Raw genomic sequence first — 12,579 nt, 5'->3', positions numbered from 1 at the left:
AAAATCTACCCGTTCACGGACCCCATCATGGCGCTGGGGTAGCGGGGGCCGGCGGCGGCATTCACGGGCGCTACTTCGTCGATCTGGCGCAGCTCGGCGGCGGTCAGGGATACTTGCAGCGCCCCCAGGTTTTCTTCCAGGTAGGTCACGCGCTTGGTACCGGGAATAGGCACCACCTCAGCCCCCTGCGCCAACACCCAGGCCAGGGCCAGCTGCCCGGGCGTGCAGCTTTTCTGGGCGGCCAAGTCGCGGATCCGGGCTACCAGATCGAGGTTGCGCTGGAAGTTCTCGCCCTGGAAGCGCGGGGTGTGGCGGCGGTAGTCGTCGGCACTCAGGTCGTCGAAGCGCTGAATCTGACCCGTGAGAAAGCCCCGGCCCAGCGGACTGTAGGGCACGAAGCCCACGCCCAGCTCGCGGCAGACCGCCAGAATCTCATCTTCCGGGTCGCGGCTCCACAGCGAATACTCGCTTTGCAGGGCCGCAATCGGGTGGACGGCCACGGCCCGGCGCACGGTGGCGGGAGCCGCTTCGGACAAACCCAGGTGGCGCACCTTGCCTTCGCTGACCAGCTCGGCCATCGCGCCCACGGTTTCCTCGATGGGCGTCGCCGGATCGACGCGGTGCTGGTAGTACAGGTCGATGTAGTCGGTGCCGAGGCGCCTGAGGCTGGCTTCACAGGCCTGACGCACGTACTCGGGCCGGCCGCTGATGCCGCGCTTGACAGGGTCGTTGGGGTCGCGCAGGATGCCGAACTTGGTGGCCAGCACCACTTGGTCGCGCCGGTCGCGCAGGGCTTTGCCCACCAGCTCCTCGTTTTTGAAAGGGCCGTACATGTCGGCCGTGTCGAAGAAGGTGACGCCCAGCTCGCAGGCCCGGTGCAGGGTCCGGGTGCTTTCGGCGTCGTCGGGCTGCCCGTAAAAGTCGGACATGCCCATGCAGCCGAGGCCGAGGGCGGATACGCGCAGGCCGGTGCGGCCCAGGGTTCTGGTTTCCATAACGAGTTGTTGTAAGGGGAGCCGAGAATAATGGGCCGTAACTCCTACGGATACCGGCCTTCCCTGGCTGGGGTGGGGGTTTAATCTGCCCCGCCGGGACCGTCGTTTTTCAGCCGGCTTCGTTTAAGACGGAAAAACCCTGCCGATGATGCCCGTCCGCCGCCAACCCATGTCTGCCCCTACTTCCTTCGATGCCGATGAGCGCCTGCGCTGGGTGGAGCGCGTGGCTCACCTTATGGACAGCCAGTTCCGCCTGCCCGGTACGCAGTTCCGCTTCGGCCTCGACCCGCTGCTGGGCCTGCTGCCCGTTGTCGGCGACCTGTCGACGCTGGCCGTGTCGGGGGCCCTGCTTATGACCATGATGCGCCACGGGGCCAGCGGGGCGGTGGTGGTGCGCATGGCCCTCAACATCCTGCTCGATACGCTTGTCGGGGCCATTCCCCTGCTGGGCAACCTCTTCGACTTCGCCTTCAAAAGCAATGAGCGCAACGTAGCCCTGCTGCGCCGGCACTATGCCGAAGGCAGGCACAGCGGCAGCGGCCGGGGCTTACTGGTGGTAGTCATGCTGGGGCTGCTGGCCACGTTTGCCCTGACCGGCTGGGCCGGGTACCAGCTCGTGCGCTGGGGCTGGAACTACGTTCAGTAAGCCCCGCCGCCCGCCGGGCTCCTTTCGATTTGCGGGCGGAGCCGTGCTACTGCGCCCTTCGCGTTGTAGCTTTGGGGCGTGAAAATCCTCCGCTTTGTTTTCCCGGGCCTGACTGCGCTGACGCTGATTTCGCTGGCGGCCTGCGGCCCCCGGCCTACGCCCGCCCAGCAGGCCGAGCAGGCTGAAAAAGCCGTGCTGGCCAGCCACGACACCCTTATGGCCCGCATGGATGAGCTCTACGACCTGCGGCAGAAACTTCAGGGCGCCCCGGGAGTTGATACCGTAACCGCCGGCCGCCACCGCCGGGCTCTGCTGACTGCCGACGCGGCCATGATGGACTGGATGCACCACTACCAGCGCCCGGCCGACAGTATAGCCGGGCCGCGCAAGCTGGCGTATTTCGCGGTGCAGCAGCTTAAAATTGATTCCGTTGCCCGCCTCATGACCCGGAGCCTCGATTCGGCCCGCCTGGTACTGCAGCAGGCTGCGGCTTCGCCCAAACCTTCCGCTCAATGACCTTTAACTTTCTGCGCCGCGCCCTCCTCGTTGGCCTGTCAGCCCTGGGCAGCACGGGGCTGCTGCCTGCCTGCTCTGCCGATACCAATACGGCCGCCACTGACCGCCTGCCCTACATCGGGGAGCGGGAGGTACGGCCCCGGGCCGATGGCCGCGCCGCCGACACCTTATACGCCACGATTCCCGCCTTCCGCCTCACCAACCAGGACGGGCAGGTTATCACTAATCAGACCTTTGCCAACAAGGTCTATATCACCGATTTCTTTTTCGCCACCTGCCCCAGCATCTGCCCTAAAATGCAGAGCGAGCTGCTGCGCGTGTACGACCAGTTCAAGGGCGACCCGCGGGTAAACTTCCTGTCCCATACCATCGACCCGGCCCACGATTCCATCCCGGTGCTGCGCGACTACGCCCAGCGGCTGGGGATCCAGGATGCCGCCCGCTGGCACTTTGCCACCGCTCCCCACGACACGATTTTTGCCCTGGCCCGCGCCTATATGACGGCGGCCCAGGTTGATAAGGCAGTACCCGGCGGCTACGCCCACAGCGGGGCCTTCGCCCTGGTTGATCCGCAGCGCCGCATCCGGGGAGTGTACGACGGCATGAACCCCCTGGAAGTGCAGCGCCTGCTGGACGATTTGCCCGTGCTGCTCAGGGAAGTGGAGCAGGATCAGAAAGCCGGCCGATGAGAATCTTCCGACCCCTGCTGCTGGGAGCGGCGGCCCTGCTGGGCGCGGCGCTGGGCCTGTCGGGCTGCTTTACCGAGCGGCAGAACGAGGGCGGCCAGATCTACGCCTCGCACTGCGCCAACTGCCACGGAGCGCAGGGCGAAGGGCTCAAGCGCCTGATTCCGCCCCTGGCCGGAGCCGATTATCTGGCGAAGAACCGGACTGCGCTGGCCTGCCTGATCCGCAAGGGGGTGCAGGGCCCGCTGGTGGTGAATGGCATCGAGTACAACCAGCCCATGCCCGCCGCCGACTCCCACCTCACCGACTCGCAGATCACCAACCTGCTGAACTTCGTGCAGACATCCTGGGGCAATGAGCAGGAGGTGTTCACCATTCGGGAAGTCTCGGAGCAGCTGCAGGCCTGCGGAGCCAGCGACGGCCAGTAGCCCTCTCATCCGTCGTCCCGGTGCTGGCCCACTGCCAACCTTCGGGAGGCAGCGCTTTCCCCCGGCCGGCTGACCGGCCCACCCTCATGATCGTTGGCCCCGGCCCTGGCGGCGGCCAATTCTTTGGGAACCAAACGGCTACGAACAAAGTCATTTCTACGGGCCGGGGAGGCTGAAATCTTCCGCAATCCTCGCTAGCTTGCGTATCCAATCCACTTTTTCGTCATGGGTCTGTTCGACTTTCTGAAATCCAAAAAAGATTCCGCCGCGCCGGCCGCGCCCACCACTCCGGCCCCGGCCCCGGCTGGTTCCGATGCTGCCGCGGCCGCCCCGGCCGGGCCGCGCTATAAAGGGGCCAGCTACACCTCGCCGGTGCCGGCCGCCATTCCGCCAATGCCCCCAATGCCGCTCATGCCGCCGCTGCCCCAGGCCCCACCGTTTGAGCCGGTCAATATTCTGGAGCAGCTGCTGATGAGCGCAGCCAATCAGCCCGAAGCCCGCCCGGATTTCTACCGGGCTTTGCTGGGGGAAGAGCTGGTGCTGGTGATGCAGCCCAAAGAGGGTGAGCCGGGTGGCGAAGTCCAGCCCGCCGAGGGCATGGAAATTCAGCTGCAGGTGCTCAACGACGGCAAGATTCCGGTATTCAGCTCCGTAGAGCGCCTTTACGAAGGCGGCATGGAGGTCGACTCGGTGCCTTACCTGCGCATTCGGGGCCTCGATTTCTTCCAGATGGTGCAGGGGGCCGAATGCGCCCTGAACCCATTCTCGGCCGCCGGCAAGCTGCTCCCGGCCGATGAGCTGGCCGACCTGCTGGCGGGTCGCCTGTTCCCCGGCGGCACTGAGGCTCTGGGGCAGCAGATTCCCGTTATGCTGGGTCAGCCCGCCGATTACCCCACTCCCCTGCTTGAGGCCCTGCGTACATTCAGCGCGGAGAAGCCGGCTATCCAGGCCGTGTACATTGCCCAGGCCCAGCTGCAGGATAACTCGGCCCCACCCCGCCTGCTGCTGGCCTTCCACACCGACGATAATGATGCCGCTTTCCTGCAGGAGCTGGGCCCGGTAGTGCAGGGCAACATCAGCGACCATGAGCTGGTCGACGTGCTGGTACTCGACCCCAATAATGCCGCAGAGCCGCTCAACCAGTACTTCACCACCGTAGAGCCGATTTACAAGCGGGTTTAGGGTTTGGAGAATACCGAAACAACCGTTTCGCTGAACTTGGTTTCTGGCAATCCTATATCCTCTACTTGGGCATTAGTTTTGACCCTCTTTCCGCTATAGGACCACTTATGTTACTTCCCGGCATCCACCTGAGCGCCGCCGCGCTACTCATCGCCTTAGTGCGGCCCTTTTCAGTTCAAGCGCAGTCCGCAATAGCGCCCGAGCCTCCCGTAGCGCAGGTGGAAAAGGTAATAACAGCCGCTGGCATCAACTACCTGGGGCTGGCTGTCTCGCAGGAGCGCGGCCTTACGGACCGCATCACGGTGCTGTACGGGCTGGGCGTACACTATTCGTTTTACGACACCGACGCCCCGCCGCCCGTTGGTGCCCGATTCATTGAAGTCTTGGACAAATCCTTCGGGCGCAGCTACCAGACCAATGGTATTACGCCCTATGCCCTTGCCGAAGCCCGCCTTTACACGACGCTGGAAAAGCGCAAGCTGCATGGCCGCGACGTGCGCGCCAACTGCGCCCGTTACTTTGCGCTACTGGCCGAAATTCCCTTCGCCACCGGCAACTTGGTTGAGGTGCCCGAACTGCGCGTCGCTTACCCGGTGGGGTTGAAGTATGGTATGCGCCTACCGCTGGGTTCGCGGCTATATGTGGAAGGCAGCATCGGGGCCGTGGCCAAAATCACGCGAGTGCAGCAAAGTCTGCAGCCACGGCTGGATTTCGCACTGGCTTGGCACAAGTAGCAAATTTAAAAACGCTCCTTTACTTGAGCGACCAGCAGCAGCTCGGCACCCAGTGCCTAAATCCCCCCTGCTGGTCGGCACGAGTTTACGAAACCCGTCTACGATTCAAAGTTCACGAAACTGGCAGAAGGGATGAGTTTCGTAAACCCGAAACCAGACGCATTCCCGGGCCTGGGCAAACAGGATTTCAGGGGCAGTGGGGAAGTGCAATCTTTCCCTTTTGTCCCTTAACATGAACTGTGTTAAAAGTTGGCCTTTTAAATAACGGGGCAATTTCCGCTCGGACCTGCCCTAATACCTGCCCTGTCGGGCCAGCAGGCGGCGGAACACGGGGCGCAGGCCGAAGTTCAGGATCAGCACCAGCGGCACCATGCCCAGGGCCCAGAGCACGGCCGCTCCCACGCTGGCGTGCCAGAGCAGCTGCACCGCGCCCCCCCAGTCGTGCGCAAACAAATACTTCAGCTTCTCCAACGTCAGATCGGGCATTTTTTCGCTGGGCCAGACCAGCGCGCCCAGGCGCAGCATCGGAATAATGAGTAGCATCTGCACCGGGCTCATCAGATGTCCGATCAGCAGCATGGCCGCCACGTTCAGCCGCAGCCGCACGGCCAGAAAGGTGATCAGCAGGGTCGTAACGCCCAATATTGGCACCAGGCCGCACGCCACACCCAAAGCCACCGTCAGGGAAAGCTGCGAGGGCGTGAGCCCCTGCCGGAGCAGATTGCGCAGCGGGTCGAGCAGGTAGCGGCGCACCCAGCCGATGGGCCGGGGCGGAGTAGGCGGCGGAAGAAGCGGTAGCGGAGCAGACACGACAATCGGGACGGTAAGGAAAGCGGGGCGTTACGGCGGCGGCGCGTTACCTTCGTAGCCCGCCTTCAAATGGCACTGCGCCGCGGGAAGTACGCCCTTTCGATGACAAAAGTACGTGAGCCGGGTCAGCCCCGGGCCAAAGTCTGGACCGATTTCTTTTTCCTGCTGCGCCGCGCGGGCACCGAGTTGGGCATGCACGACCCGCTCCGACTGGGAGCAGCCACGGCGTTCTTCACCACGTTTGCCCTGCCCCCCATCCTGATTATTCTTATCCAGGTGCTGGGGTCGCTGTACACGGCCTCGGGGGTGCGGGTGCTGCTGCTGGCCAAGCTTTCGGCGTTGCTGGGCACCTCGGCGGCCGAGCTGGTCGAGCAGATTCTGCTCAACGTGACCAATGTGGAGCGCAGCCGCCTGCTCACCTGGCTGGGGTTCGGCTTTCTGCTGTTCGTCTCCACCACCCTGTTCGTGGTCATTCAGAATTCGCTCAACGAGCTCTGGCAGGTGCGCCCGGCCCGCCGGACGGGGCGCTTTGCTAAAATCGTGAAGGAGCGGGCCCGCTCCCTGGTCCTGCTGCTGGCCACCGGGCTGCTGTCGCTGCTGGCTTTCCTGACCGATGCCGCCCTGGCTTTCTTCGCCGACTACATCCAGGACTTCGATGCCGACTTCGCCTATTTCCTGGTGCAGGGCCTCAACCACATTACGTCCCTGCTGATTCTGGCCGTGTGGTTCAGCGTCACGTTTCGTAACCTGAGCAGCGCCCACGTCCCGTGGAAAGCGGTGCGGCGCGGAGCCGTGCTCACCGCCGTACTCTTCGACCTGGGCGAGTTCGTGCTGGGCCATCTGCTGGTGCCGCGCAACCTGGGGCCCATCTACGGCCAGGCCTCCAGCATCGTGCTGGTGCTGCTGTTCGTGTTCTACTGCGCCATGATTTTCTACTTCGGGGCCTGCTTCACCAAAGCCTACGCCCACTACGCGGGCATCGACATCCGCCCCAAAAAGAACGCCGTGCGCTACCGCCTGGTCGACCTGCCGGCAGAAAGGGAGTAGCAATCCTGAAAGTCGTTTCAAGCCGGTTGCTATCCGGTCCGCTGCCCCAAACGCATTCTGGCGGCAGTCTGAAGCCGGCGCAGCCGGTGTGACTTCCAGCCCCGACACGCCGCAAGTCTCCAGACTTGCATAACCGCCGCAAAAAGGGTCTTTCCACTCCCGTTAGTCCGGGGACGGACTTCTTGCCGGTGGCCGGAAGCCCCGCCTGCGGCTTTGGACTTCCGCCAGCTTCCGGCTTCGAGCCGCTACCCGCCCACTCCGCTGCGGACTCCCGCCAAAATCCGGCGTACCTTTGCGGTCAACTTTTTCGTTTCGCATGCCCTCTTTCGCCGACCTTGGCCTCGCCCCTTCCCTGCTGCAAGCCCTGGAAGAGCTGAATTTCACCACCCCCACCCCCGTTCAGGAACAGGTAATTCCGATGGCCCTCGCCGGGCAGGACGTAGCCGGCCAGGCGCCCACCGGCTCGGGCAAAACCGCCGCCTACGGCCTCTCCATCCTGCAGAACCTCGATCTGAAGCTCGATGCCGTGCAGGTAATCGTGCTGGTGCCGGCCCGGGAGCTGGCTCTGCAGGTGCGCGACGCGCTCAAGAAACTCGGTAAGTTCCTGCCAGGCCTGCGGGTAGCGGCCTTTTACGGGGGCCACGCGTTCCGCGAGGAAACCGCTTCCCTCACCCAGCCGCCCCACATCGTGGTAGCCACCCCCGGCCGCCTGCTCGACCACTTTGAGCGCCGCTCCATCGTGCCTAACCAGCTCACGGTGCTGATTCTGGACGAGGCCGACAAGCTCCTGGAGCTGGGCTTTCAGGATGAGCTGGTGGAGATTGTGAAGCGCCTGCCGCGCCGCCGCCAGACCCTGCTGTTCTCGGCCACGATGTCGGACAAGGTGCTGCTGCTGATTCGCAACAACCTCACCCGTCCCCGGGTGGTGCAGTCGTCGGAGGAAGAAGGCAAGCTGCCCGAAAACCTGACCCTGCTGGGCCAGGTCGGTCCCGTGGAGAAGAAGCCCGCCGCCCTGCTCCACCTGCTGAGCCAGCCCGAAACCGGCCGCGCCCTGGTGTTCTGCAACACCCGCGACCGGTGCGTGGAGCTGACCCGCTTCCTGCAGGGCCGGGGCGTGGCGGCCGAGGTGCTACACGGCAAAATGCCCCAGCCCGAGCGCGACAAAGCCCTGATGAAGCTGCGCAACGGCTCCTCCCAGGTGCTGGTAGCCACCGACGTAGCCGCCCGCGGCCTCGACGTGACGGCCCTCGACACCGTGATTCAGTACGACGCTCCCGACAAGGCCGATGCCTTCCAGCACCGGGCTGGCCGCACGGCCCGCGCCGGCGCCGTGGGCACGGCCCACATTCTGGCCACGCCCCACGAGCAGACCCACGTGCAGAAATGGGCCATTGCCGAAAGCATTCAGTGGAAGCCCCTGCACGCCCCGGCCCTGCCGCCGGCGGCCCCCAAAGCACCCAAGCCGGTCAGCATCACGCTGCACGTCTCGGCCGGCCGCAAGGATAAGGTCAGCGCCCACGACCTGGTGGGTACGTTCGTGGCCCACGGCGGCCTGGAGCGCGCCGACGTCGGCCACATCGAAGTATTCGACCACTACAGCTACGTGGCCGTGCCGCGGATGCAGGCCCAGGAAGTGGCCCAGCGCGTGACGGGGGCCAAGATCAAGGGCCGCAAGATTCGCGTTTCGGTTGTTGAGTAAACCAGATTCCGTCCCCGCTGACGCCCGTCAGCTACTGTTCATCTGTAGCCAGAACCGCTGGCGCAGCCTCACGGCCGAACGGCTTTTCGACGCGCACCCGCACTACTAAGTCCGCGCGGCCGGTACCGAGCCCGGGGCGGGGGCGCGCGTCACGGCCGGGCACCTGGGCTGGGCCGAGGCCATCTTCGTGATGGAGCGCCGCCACGCCGACCGGCTGCGGGAGAAGTTCGGCACCGCGCTGGTCGATACGCCCGTCATTATTCTGCGCATTCCGGATACGTATCCGTTCCTGGACGCTGGCTTGCAGCAGCTATTGCGCGACAAGCTCCGGGAGTCTGCCGCAGTGGTAGCAGGGTACGGCCGCGCTACTTCGCGTCCCTGGCGTTGAACGCCCCGGCAATGCGCCGCTTATACTCGTTCTACCACGGGCGGGGGCAAGCCCCGCACCCTACTGTGTTTTCGCGAACCGCTTCGCGAGGAGCATAAATACCATCAGCAACGATTGAGACGCGAAGTGTCGCGTCTCTACATCGGGCTGGAGCCCACCTTACGCTACAACCTAAACCTGCCCCCATCGTTAACGGGGCCATGAATTACCTGGTCTGGCTGGCCGTGCTGGCCGTTGTGCTGTTCCTGTTTTACCGCTACGTCAGCCGCGATGCCCGGGTGAAAGCCGCCGCTCTGGCCGCCGATTTTCCGGCGGAATGGCGGCAGATCCTGGCCACCCGCGTGGCGTTTTACCTGTCGCTGTCGAAAGACGAGAAGAAGCGCTTCGAGCGCGAAGTCCAGGTTTTCCTGGCCCGGACCCGCATCACCGGCGTGCAAACCGACGTCGACGAGGTGACCCGGGTGCTGGTGGCCTCCTCAGCCGTCATTCCCATTTTCGGTTTCCGCGACTGGGAATACGGCAACCTGAGCGAGGTGCTTATCGTGCCCGATGCCTGGCAGGAAGCCCGCAACCCGAACCAGGAAACGACGCCCTTGCAGGGCCAGCTGCTGGGCAGCGTCCGCAACTTCCAGACCTCCCACTACATGCACCTGTCAAAGGCCTCGCTCGAGCAGGGCTTTCAGGATGGCATGGATAAGCAGAACGTCGGCATCCACGAATTCGCCCACCTGCTAGACCAAGCCGATGGCGTGATTGACGGGGTGCCCGGCCTGGCCCTGCCGCCCGAGCTGCTCCAGCCCTGGGCCGAGGTAATGGCCCGCGAAATTGAAGCCATCCGGGCCGGCAACTCCGACATCAACTCCTATGGCGGCACCAATGAGGCCGAGTTCTTCGCCGTCGTGACGGAGTATTTCTTCGAGAAGCCGGAGAAGCTCCAGGAAAACCATCCCGAGCTGTATCAGCTGCTCACCCGGGCCCTGCGCCAGAACCCGAAGAAGCGCTTCCTGCGCTTTGCCACTGACCCACGCGAGTGGCTGAAAACCCTCCGCTCCCGGCGTAAATTCGGCCACAACGACCTCTGCCCCTGCGACAGCGGCAGGAAGTATAAGGACTGCCATTTATTGCAGCCGGAGCAGGCCACCTAGATTTTCGGTCCTTGCGAGCTACGCGAAGCAATCCGTCCGGGGCAATAAAGAACCCCTGGTTCCCTCAGTAAACCCTGACGTAGGCCAACGTCGGGGCTTACCCGGATGTAGTTCACGCAGGGTCCCGCAGGGTTAAGGCGCAGGGTCTCGCAGTGCCATTCAGTGAAAACACGGTGAGACCCTGCGCTTTTACCCTGCGGGACCCTGCGTGAAAGCTCCGGGGCGGCCGCTACAAAAGGTTTGGGGAAGGACAAGACGTAGGCCAACGTCGGGGCTTTTGCTTTAAACAGACTCGGTCCATTTCAGCGGACGGATTGCTTCGGCCTTTGGCCTCGCAAGGACAGCGCAAGACCAGCTCGCATTACTTCGGCGGCAAGTAGTACTTTGGCGGCCAGAATTCTCACGGCTTCCTCGTACTTCTCATGAAGAAATTCCTCGTCTCCGGCCTGACCCTGGCCACGCTGGGCCCGGCACTCTGGGCCTGCGCCCCCACCGCCAAAGTCCCTGTTGCCGCAACTACCACCGCCGAAACTGCTCCGCCGGCGGCCCCGCCCGCGCCGGTCGACTGGGGCCGGCAGGCCGATGAGTTTCTGGCGGGTTACTCCCCCGAGTACCAGCGGCTCTACACCCAGTCGACGGCGGCGGAGTGGCGCTCCAACACCCGCATCGTGGCCGGCGACTCGACCAACGCCGTGGCCACGGCCCGGGCCAACGAGGCCATGGCCGCCTTCACCGGCAGCGCCGACAACATCAACAACCTGCGCCAGCTGCTCGGGCACCAGGACCAGCTCCAGGAATTCCAGATCAAGCAGCTCCAGGCGGCCCTCTACAACGCCGCCAACTCGCCCCAGACCATTGCCGCCGTGGTGAAGCGCCGCATCAAGGCCGAAACCCGGCAAACCGAAAAGCTCTACGGCTTCGACTACAAGTACCGCGGCAAGTCCGTCACGACCAACGACCTCGACGAGCTGCTGCGCCAGGAAAACGACCCCAAAAAGCGCCAGGCCATCTGGGAAGCCAGCAAAGCCATCGGCCCCACGCTCAAGGACGGGCTGCTGAACCTGCGCGGCCTGCGCAATGAAACCGTGCAGGCCCTGGGCTACCCCGACTACTTTACCTACCAGGCTTCCGACTACGGTCTGAGCCGGGAAGAGATGATGACGCTGGTGCGTAAGATCAACGACGAGCTGCGCCCCCTCTACCGCGAGCTGCACACCTACGCCCGCTACGAGCTGGCCAGGAAATACCAGGTGCAGCAGGTACCCGATTACCTGCCCGCTTCCTGGCTGCCCAACCGCTGGGGTCAGGACTGGAGCGCCATGGTGGAGGTGAAAGGCGTGAACCTGGACGCTACGCTGGCCAAAAAGGGCGCGGAGTGGCAGGTGAAGCAGGCCGAGCGGTTCTACCAGAGCCTGGGCTTCCCGGCGCTGCCGCCGGTGTTCTACGAGAAAAGCAGTCTGTACCCGCTGCCCAAGGGCGCAGCCTACAAGAAGAACAACCACGCCTCGGCCTGGCACATGGACCTCAATCAGGACGTGCGCAGCCTGATGAGCGTGGAGCCCAACACCGAGTGGTACGAAACCACCCACCACGAGCTGGGCCACATCTACTACTACCTCACCTACACCAACCCCGGGGTGCCGGTGCTGCTGCGGGCCGGGGCCAACCGCGCCTACCACGAAGCCATGGGCAGCCTGATGGGCCTGGCCGCCACCCAGAAGCCGTTTCTGGTGGGCCTGGGCCTGCAGGACCCGAAAGCCAAAACTGACCAGACTCAGACGCTGCTCAAGGAAGCGCTGCACTACGTGACCTTCATTCCCTTCTCTTCGGGCGTGATGAGCGAGTGGGAAAACAGCTTCTACGCCGATAAGCTCCCCGCTGACCAGCTCAACGCCCGCTGGTGGGAGCTGGTGAAAAAGTACCAGGGCATCGTGCCGCCCACCGCCCGCGGCGAGCAGTACCTCGACCCGGCCACCAAGACCCACATCAACGACGACCCCGCCCAGTACTACGACTACGCCCTATCGTACGTCATCCTGTTCCAGCTCCACGACCACATTGCCAGGAAAATCCTCAAGCAGGACCCGCACGCCACCAACTACTACGGCAGCAAGGAAGTGGGCACCTTCCTGGCCGACATCATGCGCCCCGGCGCTAGCAAGGACTGGCGGGCCGTGCTGAAAGAGAAAACCGGCGAAGACCTGTCCGCCCGCGCCATGGTCGAGTATTTCCAGCCGCTGATGGTGTATTTGAAGCAGCAGAACAAGGGACGCAGATACACGATGTAGATTTGTGCCGTCTAC

The 12,579-nt window shown here is 64.1% G+C and carries 13 protein-coding genes; 11 read left to right on the top strand and 2 right to left on the bottom strand.

Features of this window, described 5'->3' with window-relative positions:
• Positions 1 to 5 precede the first annotated feature (5 nt).
• On the bottom strand, positions 6 to 995 hold the full coding sequence (locus ABD833_RS00285) for an aldo/keto reductase (protein ID WP_345070183.1): 990 nt from the start codon (positions 993 to 995) through the stop codon (positions 6 to 8).
• Positions 996 to 1,164: 169 nt separating this feature from the next.
• On the opposite strand from ABD833_RS00285, the gene ABD833_RS00280 reads away from it, so the two are divergent.
• The 6 genes from ABD833_RS00280 (at position 1,165) to ABD833_RS00255 (ending at position 5,187) form a co-directional block, all read left to right on the top strand.
• Positions 1,165 to 1,641: a DUF4112 domain-containing protein gene (locus tag ABD833_RS00280; RefSeq protein ID WP_345070182.1), complete on the top strand. Its 477-nt coding sequence runs from the start codon at positions 1,165 to 1,167 to the stop codon at positions 1,639 to 1,641.
• 78 nt (positions 1,642 to 1,719) lie between these two features.
• Positions 1,720 to 2,157, top strand: coding sequence for a hypothetical protein (locus ABD833_RS00275; protein WP_345070181.1), 438 nt, complete (start codon positions 1,720 to 1,722; stop codon positions 2,155 to 2,157).
• Positions 2,154 to 2,846 (top strand): SCO family protein, encoded by a 693-nt coding sequence (locus ABD833_RS00270; protein ID WP_345070179.1) that lies wholly within the window; start codon positions 2,154 to 2,156, stop codon positions 2,844 to 2,846. Before ABD833_RS00275 ends, ABD833_RS00270 begins: the two co-directional genes overlap by 4 nt.
• Positions 2,843 to 3,271: a c-type cytochrome gene (locus ABD833_RS00265; RefSeq protein ID WP_345070178.1), complete on the top strand. Its 429-nt coding sequence runs from the start codon at positions 2,843 to 2,845 to the stop codon at positions 3,269 to 3,271. The genes ABD833_RS00270 and ABD833_RS00265 overlap by 4 nt, the downstream gene beginning before the upstream one ends.
• Before the next feature lie 225 nt (positions 3,272 to 3,496).
• Positions 3,497 to 4,453 carry an enhanced serine sensitivity protein SseB C-terminal domain-containing protein gene (locus tag ABD833_RS00260; protein WP_345070177.1) on the top strand — a complete coding sequence of 319 codons (957 nt, stop codon included), beginning with the start codon at positions 3,497 to 3,499 and terminating at the stop codon, positions 4,451 to 4,453.
• A 107-nt stretch (positions 4,454 to 4,560) separates the two neighbouring features.
• Positions 4,561 to 5,187 carry a hypothetical protein gene (locus ABD833_RS00255; protein WP_345070176.1) on the top strand — a complete coding sequence of 209 codons (627 nt, stop codon included), beginning with the start codon at positions 4,561 to 4,563 and terminating at the stop codon, positions 5,185 to 5,187.
• A gap of 291 nt (positions 5,188 to 5,478) precedes the next feature.
• Here the strand turns inward: ABD833_RS00255 and ABD833_RS00250 are convergent, their stop codons facing one another.
• Positions 5,479 to 5,997 (bottom strand): DUF2062 domain-containing protein, encoded by a 519-nt coding sequence (locus ABD833_RS00250; RefSeq protein WP_345070175.1) that lies wholly within the window; start codon positions 5,995 to 5,997, stop codon positions 5,479 to 5,481.
• A gap of 102 nt (positions 5,998 to 6,099) precedes the next feature.
• Here ABD833_RS00250 and ABD833_RS00245 point away from each other — a divergent pair, with 102 nt between their 5' ends.
• The 5 genes from ABD833_RS00245 to ABD833_RS00225 all read left to right on the top strand — a co-directional run bounded on the left by ABD833_RS00245 (position 6,100) and on the right by ABD833_RS00225 (position 12,564).
• On the top strand, positions 6,100 to 7,044 hold the full coding sequence (locus tag ABD833_RS00245; protein WP_345070174.1) for a YihY/virulence factor BrkB family protein: 945 nt from the start codon (positions 6,100 to 6,102) through the stop codon (positions 7,042 to 7,044).
• A gap of 316 nt (positions 7,045 to 7,360) precedes the next feature.
• Positions 7,361 to 8,743, top strand: coding sequence for a DEAD/DEAH box helicase (locus ABD833_RS00240; RefSeq protein ID WP_345070173.1), 1,383 nt, complete (start codon positions 7,361 to 7,363; stop codon positions 8,741 to 8,743).
• A gap of 190 nt (positions 8,744 to 8,933) precedes the next feature.
• The gene (locus ABD833_RS00235; RefSeq protein ID WP_345070171.1) at positions 8,934 to 9,131 is read left to right on the top strand and encodes a hypothetical protein; all 198 of its coding nucleotides are present in this window, start codon (positions 8,934 to 8,936) and stop codon (positions 9,129 to 9,131) included.
• A 200-nt stretch (positions 9,132 to 9,331) separates the two neighbouring features.
• Entirely contained in the window at positions 9,332 to 10,276 is a 945-nt protein-coding gene (locus ABD833_RS00230) for a zinc-dependent peptidase (RefSeq protein ID WP_345070170.1), read from the top strand.
• A gap of 422 nt (positions 10,277 to 10,698) precedes the next feature.
• Positions 10,699 to 12,564, top strand: a complete 1,866-nt coding sequence (locus ABD833_RS00225; protein ID WP_345070169.1) for a M2 family metallopeptidase — start codon at positions 10,699 to 10,701, stop codon at positions 12,562 to 12,564.
• Positions 12,565 to 12,579 lie beyond the last annotated feature (15 nt).

Origin of the sequence: Hymenobacter fastidiosus (assembly GCF_039539565.1) — a bacterium.
In the GTDB taxonomy this organism is placed as follows: domain Bacteria; phylum Bacteroidota; class Bacteroidia; order Cytophagales; family Hymenobacteraceae; genus Hymenobacter; species Hymenobacter fastidiosus.
This window is presented reverse-complemented; position numbering and strand designations above follow the sequence as displayed.

Bases quoted from the DNA above. Each gene is read 5' to 3' on its own strand.
- ABD833_RS00225 (WP_345070169.1), top strand. From the start codon at position 10,699: ATGAAGAAATTCCTCGTCTCCGGCCTGACCCTGGCCACGCTGGGCCCG.
- ABD833_RS00255 (WP_345070176.1), top strand. From the start codon at position 4,561: ATGTTACTTCCCGGCATCCACCTGAGCGCCGCCGCGCTACTCATCGCC.
- ABD833_RS00235 (WP_345070171.1), top strand. From the start codon at position 8,934: ATGGAGCGCCGCCACGCCGACCGGCTGCGGGAGAAGTTCGGCACCGCG.
- ABD833_RS00265 (WP_345070178.1), top strand. From the start codon at position 2,843: ATGAGAATCTTCCGACCCCTGCTGCTGGGAGCGGCGGCCCTGCTGGGC.
- ABD833_RS00260 (WP_345070177.1), top strand. From the start codon at position 3,497: ATGGGTCTGTTCGACTTTCTGAAATCCAAAAAAGATTCCGCCGCGCCG.
- ABD833_RS00240 (WP_345070173.1), top strand. From the start codon at position 7,361: ATGCCCTCTTTCGCCGACCTTGGCCTCGCCCCTTCCCTGCTGCAAGCC.
- ABD833_RS00280 (WP_345070182.1), top strand. From the start codon at position 1,165: ATGTCTGCCCCTACTTCCTTCGATGCCGATGAGCGCCTGCGCTGGGTG.
- ABD833_RS00270 (WP_345070179.1), top strand. From the start codon at position 2,154: ATGACCTTTAACTTTCTGCGCCGCGCCCTCCTCGTTGGCCTGTCAGCC.
- ABD833_RS00230 (WP_345070170.1), top strand. From the start codon at position 9,332: ATGAATTACCTGGTCTGGCTGGCCGTGCTGGCCGTTGTGCTGTTCCTG.
- ABD833_RS00245 (WP_345070174.1), top strand. From the start codon at position 6,100: ATGACAAAAGTACGTGAGCCGGGTCAGCCCCGGGCCAAAGTCTGGACC.
- ABD833_RS00285 (WP_345070183.1), bottom strand. From the start codon at position 995: ATGGAAACCAGAACCCTGGGCCGCACCGGCCTGCGCGTATCCGCCCTC.